The 16865-nt window shown below is 48.7% G+C and carries 16 protein-coding genes, 1 tRNA gene and 1 pseudogene; 5 read left to right on the forward strand and 13 right to left on the reverse strand.

Translation table 11 applies throughout. The annotated features are described in order from the left end of the window. Positions 1-8 precede the first annotated feature (8 nt). Positions 9-3353: a DUF2723 domain-containing protein gene (locus tag H1A11_RS15400; protein WP_181757411.1), complete on the forward strand. Its 3345-nt coding sequence runs from the start codon at positions 9-11 to the stop codon at positions 3351-3353. A gap of 147 nt (positions 3354-3500) precedes the next feature. Next, positions 3501-4157, forward strand: a complete 657-nt coding sequence (locus tag H1A11_RS15405) for a polysaccharide deacetylase family protein (protein ID WP_178284698.1) — start codon at positions 3501-3503, stop codon at positions 4155-4157. 143 nt (positions 4158-4300) lie between these two features. Here H1A11_RS15405 and H1A11_RS15410 read toward each other — a convergent pair whose 3' ends face one another. Continuing rightward, positions 4301-5197 (reverse strand): DUF4595 domain-containing protein, encoded by an 897-nt coding sequence (locus tag H1A11_RS15410; RefSeq protein WP_181757412.1) that lies wholly within the window; start codon positions 5195-5197, stop codon positions 4301-4303. 322 nt (positions 5198-5519) lie between these two features. On the opposite strand from H1A11_RS15410, the gene H1A11_RS15415 reads away from it, so the two are divergent. Together H1A11_RS15415 and H1A11_RS15420 are read left to right on the forward strand one after the other, a co-directional pair. Next, positions 5520-7409 (forward strand): ATP-binding protein, encoded by a 1890-nt coding sequence (locus H1A11_RS15415; protein WP_117601046.1) that lies wholly within the window; start codon positions 5520-5522, stop codon positions 7407-7409. Beyond that, positions 7406-8038: a response regulator transcription factor gene (locus H1A11_RS15420; RefSeq protein ID WP_098032031.1), complete on the forward strand. Its 633-nt coding sequence runs from the start codon at positions 7406-7408 to the stop codon at positions 8036-8038. The genes H1A11_RS15415 and H1A11_RS15420 overlap by 4 nt, the downstream gene beginning before the upstream one ends. Positions 8039-8116: 78 nt before the next feature. Here H1A11_RS15420 and H1A11_RS15425 read toward each other — a convergent pair whose 3' ends face one another. From H1A11_RS15425 to H1A11_RS15480, 12 genes and pseudogenes are all read right to left on the reverse strand, one after another. Then, on the reverse strand, positions 8117-9349 hold the full coding sequence (locus H1A11_RS15425) for a DUF4861 domain-containing protein (protein WP_181757413.1): 1233 nt from the start codon (positions 9347-9349) through the stop codon (positions 8117-8119). Between the two features lie 166 nt (positions 9350-9515). Then, positions 9516-10319: a gluconate 5-dehydrogenase gene (locus H1A11_RS15430; RefSeq protein ID WP_117601044.1), complete on the reverse strand. Its 804-nt coding sequence runs from the start codon at positions 10317-10319 to the stop codon at positions 9516-9518. Positions 10320-10375: 56 nt separating this feature from the next. Next, positions 10376-10510 (reverse strand): annotated as a pseudogene (locus tag H1A11_RS15435) (5-keto-4-deoxyuronate isomerase); the annotation flags it as partial. Between the two features lie 253 nt (positions 10511-10763). Further along, positions 10764-10834 (reverse strand) — tRNA-Gln (locus H1A11_RS15440). Between the two features lie 124 nt (positions 10835-10958). Then, positions 10959-12251 carry a tyrosine--tRNA ligase gene (tyrS, locus tag H1A11_RS15445; protein WP_005834072.1) on the reverse strand — a complete coding sequence of 431 codons (1293 nt, stop codon included), beginning with the start codon at positions 12249-12251 and terminating at the stop codon, positions 10959-10961. Positions 12252-12358: 107 nt separating this feature from the next. Further along, the gene (locus tag H1A11_RS15450) at positions 12359-13024 is read right to left on the reverse strand and encodes a TatD family hydrolase (RefSeq protein WP_181757414.1); all 666 of its coding nucleotides are present in this window, start codon (positions 13022-13024) and stop codon (positions 12359-12361) included. After that, the gene (yidD, locus tag H1A11_RS15455; RefSeq protein ID WP_005831056.1) at positions 13021-13242 is read right to left on the reverse strand and encodes a membrane protein insertion efficiency factor YidD; all 222 of its coding nucleotides are present in this window, start codon (positions 13240-13242) and stop codon (positions 13021-13023) included. The genes H1A11_RS15450 and yidD overlap by 4 nt, the downstream gene beginning before the upstream one ends. Next, on the reverse strand, positions 13239-13655 hold the full coding sequence (rnpA, locus tag H1A11_RS15460) for a ribonuclease P protein component (RefSeq protein ID WP_022400586.1): 417 nt from the start codon (positions 13653-13655) through the stop codon (positions 13239-13241). The genes yidD and rnpA overlap by 4 nt, the downstream gene beginning before the upstream one ends. Before the next feature lie 130 nt (positions 13656-13785). Then, the gene (locus tag H1A11_RS15465; RefSeq protein WP_005834069.1) at positions 13786-14538 is read right to left on the reverse strand and encodes a uroporphyrinogen-III synthase; all 753 of its coding nucleotides are present in this window, start codon (positions 14536-14538) and stop codon (positions 13786-13788) included. A 4-nt stretch (positions 14539-14542) separates the two neighbouring features. Continuing rightward, complete coding sequence (locus tag H1A11_RS15470) at positions 14543-15274, reverse strand: DUF4271 domain-containing protein (protein ID WP_022400587.1); 732 nt, start codon at positions 15272-15274, stop codon at positions 14543-14545. Then, on the reverse strand, positions 15271-15858 hold the full coding sequence (locus tag H1A11_RS15475; protein WP_117601092.1) for a TIGR00730 family Rossman fold protein: 588 nt from the start codon (positions 15856-15858) through the stop codon (positions 15271-15273). The genes H1A11_RS15470 and H1A11_RS15475 overlap by 4 nt, the downstream gene beginning before the upstream one ends. A gap of 73 nt (positions 15859-15931) precedes the next feature. Beyond that, positions 15932-16120 carry a hypothetical protein gene (locus tag H1A11_RS15480; protein WP_009037546.1) on the reverse strand — a complete coding sequence of 63 codons (189 nt, stop codon included), beginning with the start codon at positions 16118-16120 and terminating at the stop codon, positions 15932-15934. A gap of 148 nt (positions 16121-16268) precedes the next feature. On the opposite strand from H1A11_RS15480, the gene H1A11_RS15485 reads away from it, so the two are divergent. Next, positions 16269-16667: a DUF2809 domain-containing protein gene (locus H1A11_RS15485; protein WP_117601091.1), complete on the forward strand. Its 399-nt coding sequence runs from the start codon at positions 16269-16271 to the stop codon at positions 16665-16667. Positions 16668-16865: the final 198 nt, after the last annotated feature.

Here is a 16865-nt window from a genome sequence, read left to right on the forward strand (position 1 = left end):
TCATCTGAATGAAACAGTACAAAACCGTAAACAACCTTGTAGGCTGGATTACCTTCCTCATTGCAGCGACGGTCTACTGCATGACCATCGAACCTACTGCAAGCTTTTGGGACTGCCCGGAGTTCATCACCACCGGCTATAAGCTGGAAGTAGGACACCCGCCCGGCGCACCGTTCTTCATGCTGGTAGCCAACCTATTCTCACAATTTGCTTCCGATGCCTCCACCGTTGCCAAGATGGTGAACTACATGAGCGCGCTGATGAGCGGCGCATGTATCCTGTTCCTTTTCTGGAGCATCACGCACCTGGTACGCAAACTTGTGGTGACAGACGAAAACAATATCACACGCGGACAGATGGTCACCATCATGGGTAGCGGTCTGGTGGGCGCACTTGCCTACACGTTCAGCGATACCTTCTGGTTCAGCGCTGTGGAAGGCGAGGTGTATGCCTTCTCCTCACTGTTCACTGCCGTCGTATTCTGGCTCATACTGAAGTGGGAAGACGTCGCCAACGAGCCTCACAGTGACCGCTGGCTGATTCTCATCGCCTACCTGACCGGTCTGAGTATCGGCGTGCACTTGCTGAACCTGCTCTGCCTGCCCGCCATCGTACTGGTGTATTACTACAAGAAGGTGCCCAATGCCAATGCAAAAGGTTCCCTGCTGGCATTGCTCGCTTCGGGCATACTGGTAGCAGCCGTACTTTACGGCATCGTGCCGGGTATCGTGAAAGTGGGCGGCTGGTTCGAACTGCTCTTCGTCAACACGCTGGGCATGTCCTTCAACACGGGTGTCATCGTATATATCATCCTGCTGGCAACCTGCCTCATCTGGGGTATCTACGAAAGCTACACCGAACGCAACAAGGCACGTATGGCACTCTCGTTCATACTCACCATCGCCATGCTGGGTATCCCGTTCTACGGACACGGCACCAGCTCGGTGGTTATCGGTATCATCGTCATTGCCGCATTGTGGCTCTACCTCCGTCCGAAGACGCAGGCAGCCGTCAAAGAGAAATTCCGCGTATCGGCACGCACGCTGAACACCTCGCTGCTCTGCACCATGATGATTGTCATCGGATATTCCTCGTATGCACTTATCGTCATCCGCTCCACCGCCAACACGCCGATGGACCAGAACTCTCCGGAGGACATCTTCACACTGGGCGAATACCTGGGACGCGAGCAGTATGGCACACGCCCGCTGTTCTATGGTCCTGCCTTCTCCTCGCAAGTGGCGCTGGACGTGAAAGACGGTTATTGCGAGCCGCGCATCAAGTACAACGGCACGAAGTTCATCCGCAAGGAGAAAGCCACGCCCGACGAGAAGGATTCGTACATCGAAATCCCCGGACGCATCGAGTACGAATACGCCCAGAACATGCTGTTCCCGCGTATGTACAGCAGTGCCCATACACAACAATACCATGCCTGGCAGGACATCAAGGGTTACGACGTGCCCTATGACAAATGCGGCAACATGATTATGGTAAACATGCCCACACAGTGGGAAAACATCAAGTTCTTCTTCTCCTACCAGCTCAACTGGATGTACTGGCGCTACTTCATGTGGAACTTCGCCGGACGCCAGAACGACATACAGGGCAGCGGAGAAATCGAACACGGCAACTGGATTACCGGCATCCCGTTCATCGACAACTGGCTGGTGGGCGACCAGAGCCTCTTGCCTCAGGAACTGAAAGACAACAAGGGACACAACGTATTCTACTGCCTGCCGCTGTTGTTGGGTATCATCGGCCTGCTGTGGCAAGCCTACCGTGGGCAGAAAGGCATCCAGCAATTCTGGGTGGTCTTCTTCCTCTTCTTCATGACCGGTATTGCCATCGTGCTCTACCTGAACCAGACTCCGAGCCAACCGCGCGAACGTGACTATGCCTACGCCGGTTCGTTCTACGCCTTCGCCATCTGGATTGGTATGGGTGTGGCAGGACTCATCCGTCTGCTTCAAGACTATGCCAAGATGAAGGAACTGCCTGCTGCCGCCATCGTTTCCGTAGCCTGCCTCTTTGTCCCCGTGCAGATGGCAAGCCAGACTTGGGACGACCACGACCGCAGCGACCGCTACATGGCACGCGACTTCGGCCAGAACTACCTGATGTCCCTGCAAGAAAGCGGCAATCCGATTATCTATACCAACGGTGACAACGATACCTTCCCCCTCTGGTACAACCAGGAGACCGAAGGTTTCCGTACCGACGCCCGCACCTGCAACCTCTCGTACCTGCAGACCGATTGGTACATCGACCAGATGAAGCGCCCCGCCTACGACAGTCCTTCTCTCCCCATCACGTGGGACCGAATGGAGTACGTAGAAGGCACCAACGAATACGTCCCCATCCAGCCTGAGTACAAGAAAAGCATCGACCAGCTCTATGCCGAAGCCGAGAAGCAGGCACTGGACGGTAATCCCGAAGCACTGGTCAATGTAAAGAAAGAATTCGGTGACAACCCGTATGAGCTAAAGAATATCCTCAAGAACTGGGTGCGCAACAAGAATCAGGACTTGAAGGTGATTCCTACCGACAGCATTGTCATCAAGGTAGACAAGGAAGCCGTGCGCCGCAGCGGCATGATGATACCGGGCGACTCAATCCCCGACTACATGCACATTTCGCTGAAAGGCAAACGCGCCCTCTACAAGAGCGAGTTGATGATGCTCGAAATGCTGAGCGAGGCCAACTGGGAACGCCCCATCTATATCGCTGTCAGCGTAGGCAGGGAGAACCAGCTGAATATGGAAAACCACTTCGTTCAGGAAGGTCTTGCCTATCGTTTCACTCCGTTCGACACCAGTAAGACGGGCGTGACAATAGACTCCGAAAAGATGTACGACAACCTGATGAACAAGTTCAAGTTCGGTGGCATCGACAAGCCGGGCATCTATATCGACGAGAACGCCATGCGCATGTGTCACTCTCACCGTCGCATCTTCTCCCAACTCGTGCAGCAGCTGATGCGTGAGGGCAAGAAAGACAAGGCAAAAGCCGCCCTGGACTATGCCGAAAAGATGATTCCCGCCTACAACGTGCCTTACGACTGGCAGAACGGTGCCGTACAGATGGCGGAAGCCTACTACCAACTGGGCGAAACCGCCAAGGCGGACGAGATGATGAAAGCCCTTGCTGACAAGGCTGTAGAGTACCTGACCTGGTATCTGAGCCTGGACGACAACCGCTTCATGATTTCTACCCGTGAATTTGAATACCACTGGGCTGTACTCGATGCCGAGGTGAAGGCCATGAAGAAGTACAACTCCAAGCTCGCCGAAATCTACGAGCCGAAGGTGGAAGAACTGTATAATATGTATGTGGACAGAATGAAGGAGTGAGAATAAGGATTAGGGATTAAGGATTAAAGGATTAGGGATTAACCTGTGCAGTTCATCACTAATCATTAATAACTAATCCTTAACCCCTAATCCTTAATCATTAACCCCTAATCCTTAATCCCTCCTAATCCCTTAATCCTTAATCACGTGTTTATAGAACAACCTCCTGAGTTTTTTCGCAAACTATATCCCGGTGCAGTCTGGAGGATGGACCCCAATGAAAAAGCCGTTTATCTGACTTTCGACGATGGCCCTATCCCCGAAGTAACTCCTTGGGTACTCGGCCTGCTGGATAAGCACAACATCAAAGCCACCTTCTTCATGGTAGGTGACAACATACGGAAGCATCCGGACGAGTTCCGGATGGTCGTTGAGCGTGGGCACCGCATCGGTAACCATACCTTTAACCATATCCGCGGATTTGAATACACAGCCAAGAATTATCTGGGAAATACCGAGCAGGCGAAGATTTTCATGGAAATGGGCGGAGACATCAATTGCAATGTGGAGAAGGTTCTCTACCCGCTCCTGTTCCGTCCTCCCCACGGCCATATGTTCGCCAACCAGTATCTCACGCTGAAACGTACCTACAAGATTGTGATGTGGGATCTCGTGACCCGTGACTACAGCAAGAAGCTGCGCGGTCCGCAAGTGCTAGCCAACGTGATGCGCTACGCCCGCAACGGCTCCATCATCACCTTCCACGATTCCCTGAAATCCTGGTGCAACGGAAACCTGCAGTACGCATTGCCGCGCGCCATTGACTTCCTAAAAGAAGAGGGATATGAATTCAAAGTATTATAAACTTGAAACAGCAGAAAGTTACCAACATCTGCTGTCACAATAAATTCCACATAAAATAAGAAGGGGTTGTCTCGGCAAAAGGCAACCCCTTACATTTTATAGGCTCATGTCCTGTTCCACAAGAATAAACAGATGTTTTATAATTACCAAGTAAATGTACATCTGTATTCATCCCACTGGTCTTTTACAACCAGTTCCGTAGGATAACTGTCGGAATTCAATGTCCATGTAAAATACATATCGGACACAGAGTCCTCGCCATTGTATGTATAATGCCCTACAAGCGGCAGATGTTTCGTAGCCTTACCAAGCATGCCTCCATAATAGGCATATATCATCTCGTCCATATCCACATCCAGTATTTCATCAAACAACATCAGGCAGCCCTTATTCTCGATAGGAGCTGTTATATTATCCGTCGTATAGTCTATGGCAGCACTATACTCCCACTCGTCATTGCTGTCGATAATTCCGTCACCATTGAGATCCCCACTAGCTACATAACGTGTGGAAGCCTTCACCACATCTCCATCCTTATAGGTGATGTTCGTTATTTCACCATCGCTTTCAGAGCGTTTCATTACAACCAGATGGCCTTCAGTGTCGTATTCCATCTCCCAAGTAAACTCATCGGCATCGGGAGTACCAGCGTGGTCTATTGAGTTGCAAAATTCCACATAACCATCGCTGTTGAGCTGCAAGTTCAGTTCTGTAACATCGCCCTCTTCATCCGTCACGGTGATTCTTGCTCGGTCCTTTGCAACATCTGCCTTTGTAGTAGCGGGAAAGTACTCAAAGACGGCTTTATCCCCATCCTCAGTTGTAATGTTCGTCACCAGCCCTTCTTCATTGTGAGAAATCGCCATGCCCGAAACCGACTTCGGAAGCCCTCCCGTAAACACTTGCGAAGGATTGACCACAGTGGCGGTGTTTTCGCCACCCTCACCATTCTCATGTTCGTCATCGTCACTGCAAGCAGTGAATCCCAGACACAACGCCACACCCAACATGGAGGCAGCCATCATTTTAAACATTTTCATAAGTTACAAATCTTGTTTTATCCCCATCCCTCTAAGGAAAATCCATAATAACAAAAGTATAAGGAATGCCGTCCGTATCTCACGGCAACGTGATTCTGCCATTTAAACCCGGACAGATACTTTTGGCCATTTATCATTCCCAGACAAAGCTTGATATTTTTTTGCAAAGTAATAAACTTTTCCTTTCACCCCTTGTCACTGAAAAAGGTGATTTTTCAGCCACATACAGAAAAAATTCAGTATCTCCGATAAAAAGCAAAATGAATAAGACGTATATTTGCAACAACTAAGCACAGATTGAATTCCACTAAAATATACCGATATGAGGGTACGCCATACTAAGCTATTATCACTCCTCTTTTCTTTAACCACTATCCTGCTTCACGCCGGAGAAATACCAACAGACACTCTGTTGGCACACTTCTACAACCGGGCAGCCAATCTCATGGAAGAAGGACACTACGATGAAGCGCAACGTAGCTTCGACAGCGCCTTTGCCACCCGGAACGTAAAGCACTCCTTCATGTATCCCATCTTGCTGAACGAACAAGCCACACTACTGATCTATGTGGGAAAGACAGAAGAAGCCTTTGCCATGAAAAAAAATATGCTCCCCTACCTGCCGCAGATAGATGATTTGGAAAAGCACATCAGCGTATACAACGATTTGGGCCTCCTCTACCGTCAGCACCAAATGAATGACTCTACACTCTACTATTACAATAAAGCACTGGACAGTGCCTTGCAATATGGTGACGAAAGCTGGATAGCCCACATCTGCAACAATGTGTCCATCCTATACTTCAATATCAGGCAGCTGGACGAAGCAGAAAAGTATACCGACATGGCCACCGAACATGCCGCCAGAACCGAAGACCCATTCGTAGCTTTCACCACCTGGCAAATCAGAGCAACCATAAAGGCTGAACTGAACAAGCTGGATGATGCTGAAAAATCCAATCTCAAAGCCTGGAACATTGCCTGCCACGGAGAGGGAAACGAAGACTTATGGAAGATACGCTGCCTGCCCGGCATGCTGAGACTCTTTGAACGAAAAGAACAACCCGATTCCATAGACCACTACTTGAAATTGGGGAACAAACTAGTACAACGGGTACCATCCAACTCCATCGCTGCCATAGGATTCATACAATCGAGGGCAGCCACCGAAACAAACCGCAAAAACTATGCCCGCGCCTTGAAGGACTTCCACTGGCTGCGTAACCGGAAAACCGGTACCGAGCCCAAAACATTATTTACACAAATGGCACGATGCTACGATGCCTTGGGAAACCCCAAACTGGCCTACACCTATATGGATAGTGCCCGCATGTGGACTGATACGCTGGCACAGCACAATCTGACGCAACAAATGGCAGAATTCAACGTGAAATATCACACGCAAGAAAAGGAATTGGAGATAGCCCACCTGCAACAAGAACAACTGGAACACCAAGCCTTCCTGCTCAAAGCCTCCATTGCTGTAGCCCTTCTGTCTGGCCTTGCTCTAATTACTTTGTTGACGCTCCGCCACAAGAAACGAATGGCCGAAAAGAAGATTGAACTGCTAAAGCAAGAAAACGAACTGAACTCGGCACGCCGCTACATTGAAGGGTTGGAAGAGGAATGCAAATATTTTGCCAAGGAACTGCATGACGGTATAGCCAACGACCTGCTGGGGCTTCAAATGAAGATAGAAACTTCTGCCGGCAAAGGGAATGAGCAGGAACTGGCCTCACTCGTCAGCAAACTGAGAAACAACGTGCGGAATATCTCACACGAACTGATGCCTCCCGAATTCGAGCATCTCAGTCTAGACCAGATACTCGACCGTTATGCTGCCAAACTGGCCGAGAACACCGGCATAGAGGTCAGCTATCATCCAACGGAGAACAACGCATCACGCCATCTTCCCAATGAAACCGCTTATGAGCTGTACCGCATCGTACAAGAACTCACCATGAACATCGTGAAACATGCCTCAGCCAGTCATATAGTCATCAGTCTCCGTGCCGACAACGAAAATAAATATACCCTGCAAATTACAGACAACGGTAAGAATGCAAACAAGCAACAAACAGCAACAAACAACAATGACGGCATAGGATTGCGTACCGTAAACGACCGTATCAGAGCCATCAACGCTACCGCCAATGTATGCTCGTCAACAGAAAACAACGTTTTCACCCTACTGCTTAACATAAACGAATGAAACCAAACAAAGAAACATACAGAATACTGGTAATAGATGACCACCCGATTGTTGCTGAAGGTATCATCGCATTGGCCTCGCAACTCGAAGGAGTGGCGTGCAAAGGAGCCACTTGTGCAAAAGACGTGGAACAACTGACCCTCAAAGAGAGATTCGACCTTTGCATCATCGATCTGGAACTACCGGATATGAATGGATTCCAGCTCATATCCCACCTTCACAGCCGGATACCCGAATGCGGCATTTTAATCTATACCATGCATGAAGAACCTTGGATCATAGCCAAATTATCCACCCTAAACATCAACGGAGCTGTTTCAAAAAATGCCAGCACCAGCGAATTGAGAGACGCCATCAGTACACTGAAAAACGGAACCAGATACTTCAGCAATGTTTTCAGCGAACTGGACAAGGAAAAACAAAACACCCTACCACATGCACTTCCCGAATTGTCGAGACGTGAAAAAGAAGTGCTCGCCTATCTCTCGCAAGGACTGAGCACCTCTGAAATATCCCAATTACTATTTCTCAGCATCAATACAATACAGACTTACCGGAAGCGCCTAATGGAAAAACTGGAGGCCAAAAACGTTGCAGAACTTGTCTACAAGGGGAAGAGCTTATTCTGAGAACACTTGTCATTCGCCCGGACAGTTACAAGCCTCCAGCTTCTCAAGCTTCGCCTTCGGAAAAGGAGGAAAATCAACTTAGCGGATACTCACCGTCATCGGATTGCGTACCTTCTGTGCAAATGCCGCCATATAGCTATTCCAGGCTTCAGCCGTCTTGATGTCCGCACGGTCCCAGGCAAAACCCCAGTAATACACGTAGTCGGCACCCGGCTCATAGTCGCTGACAGCCAGTACGTGGCCGTCTGCATTGTTACGCATCTTCTTCTCCTCTACGGGGAAAAGCACGGTTTTGGCTTCCTTCACAACGGCAGGGAAAGCGGCCCCCATAAATATCTTGCCATTATCCGGTCCGGTAGTGGGATCTACATACGTCATATAGCCACCGGCGGCATCAGCCACCACAGCACCGTCCGGTTCGTGCAGCACAATACCGGTAACAATGGGCAAGGATTCCTTTAGATTGCTATACGAAACGGCAGTACGGTTCAGATGAGAACCGGCATCCAGCGTAATCAGACGCGTTTCCACCACCGCAGTATCCCCTTTCACAGCCAACGGATTGAACTCCAGCTTCACGGTGAAGCGCAACGGACCGTTGTCCAGCACCTCCTGCGTCTTGTAGCACCACGGATAGATAATGGTATCATTCACCATCAATGCAGACACTCCAGCTCCCAATGTTGGACCTACTGCATAGCAGTCCATGCCATAACCGTGGTCTATATGATAGGAGAATGTGCGTACCAGCTCATCGGCTGCCTTCGGGTCTGTCTTGCGCAATTCATTAACCTGCTTCCAGGAGTCTGCATCCAGTTCCTTGGCATACATGTCTTCCAATACCGGTGCAGCAGTGCCTCGCTTCGTGAACAAGTCGTAGCCGAAACCGCGTTCACCCCTTGCCTGCAATGCAGGACCGTAGGCACGGAAGCCTACCAAGTCGTTCTCCCAGGCCATGTCGTCCAGACGTTCGGGATACTGCCGCCCACAAGCCCTTACCTCCACATCGACGGGAGTACCGGCCTGGACGGTATATGCAGCCGATGCATTGGCGGCTACCGTAGCAGGGAAGATTAATTTGTCATCGTAGGTCACTTGGTAGGGAACCTGTTCCCCTTCGACATTCAGAACCACAATCTGTGCGGTGTCTGCCAAATTCAGGCGGTTTGAGATTTCGGTCATGGACACCTCTACCATCTCATCGGAACGGTCCATCGCCAACGGATTGGTTACCGTAACAGTCACTGTCTTGCTATCGTTGCAAGCAAGACAGCAGAAGGCCGCCATACATAATAAAAGAAAGTTTCTCATATAATCATTGCTTTTTCCTAATCAGTTGTATAACTTTCTTTTAGGCGCGGATTATACGGATTTTCCTTATCCTTTCCGCGAAATCCGCGTAATCCGCGCCCAAAAGAAAAAGGTGACAAGTGACATTATCCTGCCACTTTATCACCTTCTCAATTATCCTTCAAATTTATTTCGGTTGCTTTCCGATGTAAGCCAAGATACCGCCGTCTACATAGAGGATGTGACCGTTTACAGCATTAGAAGCTTCCGATGCCAGGAACACTGCCGGACCGGTAAGTTCTTCCGGGTCCAGCCAGCGGCCTGCCGGAGTCTTGGCGCAGATGAACGAGTCGAACGGGTGACGGCTACCGTCGGCCTGCTTTTCACGCAACGGAGCAGTCTGCGGGGTAGCGATGTAACCCGGGCCTATACCGTTACATTGGATGTTATATTCACCATATTCAGAGCAGATGTTGCGGGTCAGCATCTTCAAGCCACCCTTGGCAGCAGCATAGGCCGATACAGTCTCACGACCAAGTTCGGACATCATAGAGCAGATATTGATAATTTTACCGTGACCCTTCTTCATCATGGCAGGCAGAACAGCCTTTGATACAATGAACGGAGCATTGAGGTCGATATCGATTACACGGCGGAAGTCAGCAGCCTCCATCTCGTGCATAGGAACACGGCGGATGATGCCGGCATTGTTTACGAGGATATCAACGGAGCCTACTTCTTTTTCAATCTGGGCTACCATAGCCTGAACAGCAGGTTCATTAGTCACGTCGCATACATAACCGTGTACTTTGATACCCTTTGCAGCATATGCAGCCAGTCCTTTGTCTACCAACTCCTGGTTGATATCGTTGAAACAGATAGTTGCGCCTTGCTCTGCAAAAGCTGAAGCGATAGCAAAACCGATACCATAAGAAGCACCTGTAACAAGGGCTACTTTACCTTCCAAAGAAAAATTCAAATACGGATTCATAACGTTAAATTATTAAGTTTAAATAAGTGATATTCTATTTATGTACGATTTGCAAGTAGTTTATACTCAATGGAAACTTTATTTTGGGAGAATGCCTTCCCTATAAGGAAATCGCAGCGAATGCTTTTCGTATCGTAGCTTTTCACATCATCGGGATGCTCAGCATAGCGAATTTCATAGTTCGTTTTCATGATTGCACTACATTTAATAGGTTATAACTTCAGCCATCAAATACACATCGTTTGCGTACACGATGCAAATGTAACAAAAGAAAATGGAGAAACCGTATAAATTTGTGTCAATTATATAGCAATATCGTTCAAAGATTCGTAAAAAGAAAAAAACTATACCTATAGCGCCAACAAGAGAGGAAAAGAATAACAAAAAAACCCACTAAAACTTGCGATTTTAGTGGGTTTTTAGCTGCAATTAGCTATATCGTAGTTGGACTACCAGGATTCGAACCTGGACAAACAGAACCAAAACCTGTTGTGCTACCATTACACCATAGTCCAAACATAGGGCTTTCTGTTAAAAAGCGGTGCAAAGATAAAAGGAAGCCCCGAAATATCCAAATATTTCGGGGCTATTTTTACTGCCGAAGCATTATTTCCTTAATTACTTCTCTTTAGGATACCGCTATTTGGCGATAATCAGATAGTAATTCTTCTTGCCGCGCTGTACCAGCAGGTATTTTTCGTCCAGCAGGTCGGCTGTCGTAATCACCTGGTCGAAAGCAGCCAGTTTCTCCTTATTCAGAGAAACGCCACCGCCTTGCACCAGCTTACGCATCTCGCCCTTGGAAGCGAATACAGCAGCATTATCCACGAACAAATCCACCGCCTTCACACCGGCAGCCAGTGCATCACGGGATATTTCGAACTGGGGAACACCCTCGAACACAGCCAGCAGCGTATCTTCGTCCAACTTCTTCAGTGCATCAGAAGTTGCATTGCCAAACAAGATGTTGGATGCATCCACAGCAGCATTATAGTCCTCTTCGGAGTGAACCATGATAGTCACTTCCTTGGCCAGACACTTCTGAAGGACGCGCAAATGGGGAGCAGCCTCGTGCTCGGCCGTCAGAGCGTCAATCTCCTCCTTGGACAGTGCAGTGAATATCTTTATGTAGCGTTTGGCATCCTCGTCGCTCACGTTCAGCCAGAACTGGTAGAACTTATATGGAGAAGTGTAGCGCGGGTCGAGCCAGATGTTTCCGGACTCTGTCTTGCCGAACTTGCCACCGTCGGCCTTCGTAATCAGCGGGCTGGTCAGTGCAAACACCTCCCCGCCGTTCGTACGGCGAATCAGCTCGGCACCGGTAGTGATGTTACCCCACTGGTCGCTGCCACCCATCTGGAGCTTGCAGCCTTTGGTTTCATACAGATGAAGGAAGTCGTATCCCTGCAACAGTTGGTAGGTGAATTCCGTGAAGGAAAGACCGTCACGTGCCTCACCGTTCAGGCGCTTCTTTACAGAATCTTTCGCCATCATATAGTTCACGGTGATGTGCTTACCCACTTCACGGGCAAAATCGAGGAAAGTGAAGTTCTTCATCCAATCGTAGTTGTTCACCAACTCGGCACGGTTGGGGGCATCCGAATCAAAATCCAGGAACTTGGAGAGCTGGGCCTTCATACCGGCCAGATTGCGCTGCAACGTCTCTTCCGTAAGCAGATTGCGTTCTGCAGACTTTCCGGAAGGGTCACCAATCATACCCGTAGCACCGCCAATCAGTGCCAACGGCTTGTGTCCGCAACGCTGGAAGTGACGCAAAATCATCACACTGCAAAGGTGCCCGATGTGCAAAGAGTCCGCAGTAGGGTCGAAACCAATGTATGCAGTCACTTGTTCCTTAGCCAGAAGTTCTTCCGTACCCGGCATCATATCGTGGAGCATGCCACGCCATCTTAATTCTTCTACAAAATTCATCGAATGATTAAGTTATCTGATTAATTATTTAAGTGATTATCTATGAATTGTTTGATTCCTATTTTAATCTGCGCAAAAATACGACTCTTTATTCGAAGAAACAACTCTTAGGGTTTAAAAAAGACTTTGCAGACATTTCTCCGGAGTGTTTCTCCAAGCTCCTCGGGAGAGATGCCGCGCACTTCGGCAGCGCGTGCATACAATTCCCCGATGGAAACTTCACTTTCATCCGTTTCGATGAACAGCCGGTCGGCAGGTACCCGGCACAAGGCTGCTTCCTGGTATTTCTCCCCGAATGAAAGATAAAAGCCATGTTTCAGATATTCCTCCGCCAGCGCCGCCTTGCCACGGAAACCATGTATTATCCACGGATTCGACGGGCGCAAGTCCCGCTTCACCTTCAGCAGTTCATCAACCGCCTTCACCAGATGAATCACCAGCGGCTTTCCCACTTCCTCTGCCAAACATGCCTGGCGTCTGAACACTTCCACCTGCAAATCCATCGGAGCATCTGCCAGCTTGTCCAGCCCGACTTCGCCCACGGCAAGTACTTGGGGATGGCGCACTAACTCCTCCAGGCCGCACACCCTGCTAGCCACAGCACCTTCAACTCCTGAGTGTTCACCTCCACTCCGACCTATATGCCAGGGATGTATCCCCACCGAATACCATCCGCCGCTCTGTGGAGAGAACGTTTCGGGATAGCAATTTGCAATGGCAGTTCCGGGTACTTGCGGAAACCGGTGTGTATGTATGTCTACTGGAATATTCATGGAACGGGATCATATCCGGAACCTCCCCAGGGATGGCAGCGCAGAATGCGCCTTACTGCCAGACAAAACCCCTTGAAAGGTCCGTGTTTCTTGATGGCCTCCACCGCATATTGCGAACAAGTGGGGGTAAAACGGCATGAAGGCCCTATCATGGGCGATATGCACTTCTGATAGAAATAGATGGGAAGCAGCAGCAGATATGAAAGCAGACGCTTCATGACACCTGCGGAGTTTGCTCGGCTTCAGCATTTGCCGCTACCTTCTCGGCAATGCGTGCCAAAGCTGTCTTCATACGGTCCTCAATGACAGAAGAGTCTACCAACTGGTCCGAAAGATAGATAAAGGCCACGGCCAGACGGCACTTTTTTTCCGTCAGCACGGCCAGCAGTCCGTGTTTGTTCATGCGGTAGGCTTCACGTATCTGGCGTTTCACGCGGTTGCGCTTCACCGCCCGCTTGAAACGGCGTTTCGAAACACTTACAAGAATGGAAACGGGTGCCTCCAGCTCCTCCACCGGCAGATACACCACACGCAAAGGGAAAACCGAAAACGAGCGTGAGCCGCCCGCAAACATCTTCTCTATCACTTTCTTCTTGTCCAACCGTTCGGACTTACGCAAGGTATTTGGCATGAGAAACAAGGATTAGGGATTAGGGATTAGAGATAAAGGATTAGGGATAAAGAATAAAGGAGGTGGAGGTGAATAGGTTCTTTCATCCTTAATCCTTTATCCTTAATCCCTAATCCTTATTTCTCTCTTTTTACTTTCCTTTATTATTCTCCTTGATAAACATGTCAAGCGCCGCCGTCATTGAGGGTGCCTGCACGCTGGGAGCTTCCAGGTCAAGACGAAGTCCGGCATCACGGACTGCCTGGGCAGTGGTAGAGCCGAATGTTCCGATCTTGATTTCCTTCTGGTCAAAATCAGGGAAATTCTTCTTCAAGGCACTGATGCCTGCCGGACTGAAGAACACCAGCATGTCATAATCAAAAGCCTCATCTGCAGCAAAGTCATTGCTGACAGTACGGTACATGACAGCTTCCGTGTGCTGAATCTTATTCTTATCCAGCAGATTCTTCACGTCATCATTGTGTACATCCGACATTGGTACCAAGTACTTTTCAGTCTTATGCTTAACAATGGAAGGTATCAAATCGTCAATCTTCCCGGTGTTTCCGAAGAAAATCTTACGCTTACGATACTGCACATACTTTTGGATATACAGAGCAACGGCCTCCGTCACGCAGAAATACTTCATTGTTTCGGGAATTGTCACACGCAATTCTGTACACAAGTGGAAGAAATGATCAATAGCATGACGCGAAGTAAAAATAACGGCAGTATGATCCAAGACCGAAATTTTCTGTTGTCTGAACTCTTTCGCTGAAAGGCTCTCCACTTTGATAAATGGGCGAAAATCTATTTTCACACCATACTTCTCGGCGATGTCGTAGTAAGGAGATTTCTCTGATGCCGGTTTCGGCTGCGACACAAGTACTTTCTTAATTTTCAACGTCCTAAAATTTTATTATCAAATAACTGTTTAGCTGCATCACACCTTGATATAACACAAAACAAGGCATGATTTCAAGGGCACAAAAGTACACAATTAAAAGCAAACCGCCATATAAATTGTTACAAAAAAGCTTTAACCACTTGTATAACATCAATATTTTAGCAAAAAAGGCTAAAATCAATCCGATTATTATCGTCAGCTGCAAACTCAAATCAAAATAGACTACGAACAGGGCAAACGGGAAAAGGGCGAATCCCAAGTAATAAAGTAGCGTAGAATAGGACTCAAGCCATAGCGTTGTAACACTTTCGTCAAAAAAAATCCAACCCAGAAAAGAGTAGAGCATCCACTTCAAGCACAAATAGAAGAGACACACACCGATGTAAATCCCCAGCAGAAGCCCCGGCGACACATGACGTACCAGTTCCGGCTGTATATCATTGAAGTAGCTGAAGATACAGACACCCGCAAGGATGCAAGTCTGCAGGATGAGCAGCAGCAGATAGCGCATATCGGCGGCTGTGGAAGTGGCAAATATGCTGGTACGTTCGCGATGAAGCAGGAAATCCTTCACCAGTTGCAGCAGGAACTTGCGGCTGCGTGACAAGACATAGGCCGACAGAAAGAAACAGCACAAAAGGACCACGGTGATGCCATCGTCCATTCTCGGAGAATATGGAATAGGAATCCCCTCCGTCCCCACTACTGCCCAAGCCATCAACAGCCCTATCATATTGCAGCGAATTTACGGATGGAGGCGTCCCACAAGGGAGTGGTATATATCAGTTCCACGGCTTCCTGCGGTGTCTGCGCCACATGCCAGATGGCACCGTGCTGCACGCGCATGAAGTTTTCGTCCACCGCCTGCCGGAGCATATCGAGCAGAGGGTCGAAATAGTTCTTGACATTCAGTATCACAATCGGGTTCAGATACAGTCCGAGTTGCTTCCAAGTGATGATTTCCAGCAGTTCTTCCAGGGTGCCGCAACCACCGGGCAGGGCGATGACGGCATCGCTCAAGTCGGCCATTGTCTTTTTCCGTTCGTGCATGCTTTCCACTTCCACGAGTTGGGTAAGTCCGGTGTGATGCCATCCCTGCTCCACCATGAAGCGGGGAATGACGCCCGTCACCTCTCCCCCTGCCCGGAGTGCCGCATCGGACACAGCGGACATCAGTCCCATATTTCCCGCACCATTAATCAAGCGAATTTGCCGCTGCCCCAGCAGAGTGCCCAACTCACGGGCTGCATCGAAATAAACGGAATCTATCTTTGTGCTCGAAGCACAATATACGCATACGGAATTTATCTTGTTCATCATCTTGCCACACCCTTTTTTAGGTATCGCCACAAAGGTACATGATTTCGGGGAGATTTGAAACAAGAGAGTCTTATTTCCAAAGTTCTTCCGGATTTGTGGTGCGGACGCTGTTCTCGAACAGCCATTGGGTGCCACCGCTCCGAACGGTAAATCCGACGGGAATAGGTGCAAGTCTCCGGTCACCCGGCAAGGGGTCGCCTGTTTCATCGTCCATGCGGCTCAGTTCATGCATGCTGTACCAATAGTTATTTTTGGCCATATACGTGTCATAGTATTGCCCTTCATTTGCTTTTCTGTTTATAGCCTTACACAGACCGTTCGATAGGAAAAAATACGAAAAAGCTCTTCCTTCTCACTCATATCTGTCAATTTTCCATAAATTTGCAATGGACCTAAAACATCATGATGTGAAATACAAACGTTGGATTTACTTAACCGTCACTTTCGTCATCATATTGGCAGGACTTGCTTCCCGGAAATATGGCAATGCATTGCCTAAATTTATTGCAGAGTATATTGGCGATACACTTTGGGCAGCTATGGTCTATTGGGGATTACGCTTTCTCTTCCCTTCGGCATCCATACTCAAAGTGGCCGCAATCTCCTTACTGTTTTCTTATTGCATAGAAATCAGCCAATTATACCAGGTCGATTGGGCGAATGCCATACGAAACACCACGCTCGGAGCATTGGTCTTCGGGCATGGATTTTTATGGTCGGATATGATATGTTATACTGTCGGGGTAATGTTATCTGCCACCGTAGATTCTTGCGCTTCCTTTTCTTCTTCGGATGAAGCAGTATAAAAACAAGACGCGGACAAAGGAACACAGATTCTATGCAAGCCGCTATTATCCCCGCCAAAAGCATTCGTAGGACACATTTCACGAGGCTACACCTTTTACTCCGGATGGCTACACCCTTTCTATGCGATGGTATAGCCATCTGCAAAAAAGGGTGTAGCCCGGCACGGAGGATAGTTACAACATTAGAAATGGTATGAC

The sequence above is a fragment of the Bacteroides sp. CACC 737 genome (genome assembly GCF_013874375.1).
Taxonomy (GTDB): domain Bacteria; phylum Bacteroidota; class Bacteroidia; order Bacteroidales; family Bacteroidaceae; genus Bacteroides; species Bacteroides uniformis.

Coding starts and splice junctions, on each gene's coding strand:
- tyrS (WP_005834072.1), bottom strand. CDS start 12,251: ATGAATTTTGTAGAAGAATTAAGATGGCGTGGCATGCTCCACGATATG.
- H1A11_RS15410 (WP_181757412.1), bottom strand. CDS start 5,197: ATGAAAATGTTTAAAATGATGGCTGCCTCCATGTTGGGTGTGGCGTTG.
- H1A11_RS15480 (WP_009037546.1), bottom strand. CDS start 16,120: ATGGCCAAAAATAACTATTGGTACAGCATGCATGAACTGAGCCGCATG.
- H1A11_RS15430 (WP_117601044.1), bottom strand. CDS start 10,319: ATGAATCCGTATTTGAATTTTTCTTTGGAAGGTAAAGTAGCCCTTGTT.
- H1A11_RS15450 (WP_181757414.1), bottom strand. CDS start 13,024: ATGAATATTCCAGTAGACATACATACACACCGGTTTCCGCAAGTACCC.
- H1A11_RS15415 (WP_117601046.1), top strand. CDS start 5,520: ATGAGGGTACGCCATACTAAGCTATTATCACTCCTCTTTTCTTTAACC.
- H1A11_RS15470 (WP_022400587.1), bottom strand. CDS start 15,274: ATGATAGGGCTGTTGATGGCTTGGGCAGTAGTGGGGACGGAGGGGATT.
- H1A11_RS15425 (WP_181757413.1), bottom strand. CDS start 9,349: ATGAGAAACTTTCTTTTATTATGTATGGCGGCCTTCTGCTGTCTTGCT.
- yidD (WP_005831056.1), bottom strand. CDS start 13,242: ATGAAGCGTCTGCTTTCATATCTGCTGCTGCTTCCCATCTATTTCTAT.
- H1A11_RS15400 (WP_181757411.1), top strand. CDS start 9: ATGAAACAGTACAAAACCGTAAACAACCTTGTAGGCTGGATTACCTTC.
- rnpA (WP_022400586.1), bottom strand. CDS start 13,655: ATGCCAAATACCTTGCGTAAGTCCGAACGGTTGGACAAGAAGAAAGTG.
- H1A11_RS15420 (WP_098032031.1), top strand. CDS start 7,406: ATGAAACCAAACAAAGAAACATACAGAATACTGGTAATAGATGACCAC.
- H1A11_RS15475 (WP_117601092.1), bottom strand. CDS start 15,858: ATGAACAAGATAAATTCCGTATGCGTATATTGTGCTTCGAGCACAAAG.